At 33.9% G+C, this 254-nt stretch carries 1 pseudogene; it reads left to right on the top strand.

The annotated features are described in order from the left end of the window. Nucleotides 1-77, top strand: a pseudogene (locus ACTHSP_RS23885) (amino acid--tRNA ligase-related protein); the annotation flags it as partial. Between the last annotated feature and the right edge of the window lie 177 nt (nt 78-254).

Below are 254 nucleotides of genomic sequence, written 5' to 3'. Positions count from 1 at the left end.
ACCGCTTGGTAATGTTGCTGACCGATTCGCAAACCATCCGCGACGTGATTCTGTTCCCGCAAATGCGTCCCGAATAATACATTGAAATAAAATCGAGGCCGTCTGAAAACAAGACTCTGTTTTCAGACGGCCTTTTTGTTCAAATATGTAAAACGGAAAAATTAAAATCGATAGATTCTTTACACCATAATAATAAAATTACATGATAATCAAAAAGATAATATAAAAAAGAATATGTAAACGTTTTTCAGTTT

Source organism: Neisseria sp. P0001.S005 (assembly GCF_051963715.1).
This window is presented reverse-complemented; position numbering and strand designations above follow the sequence as displayed.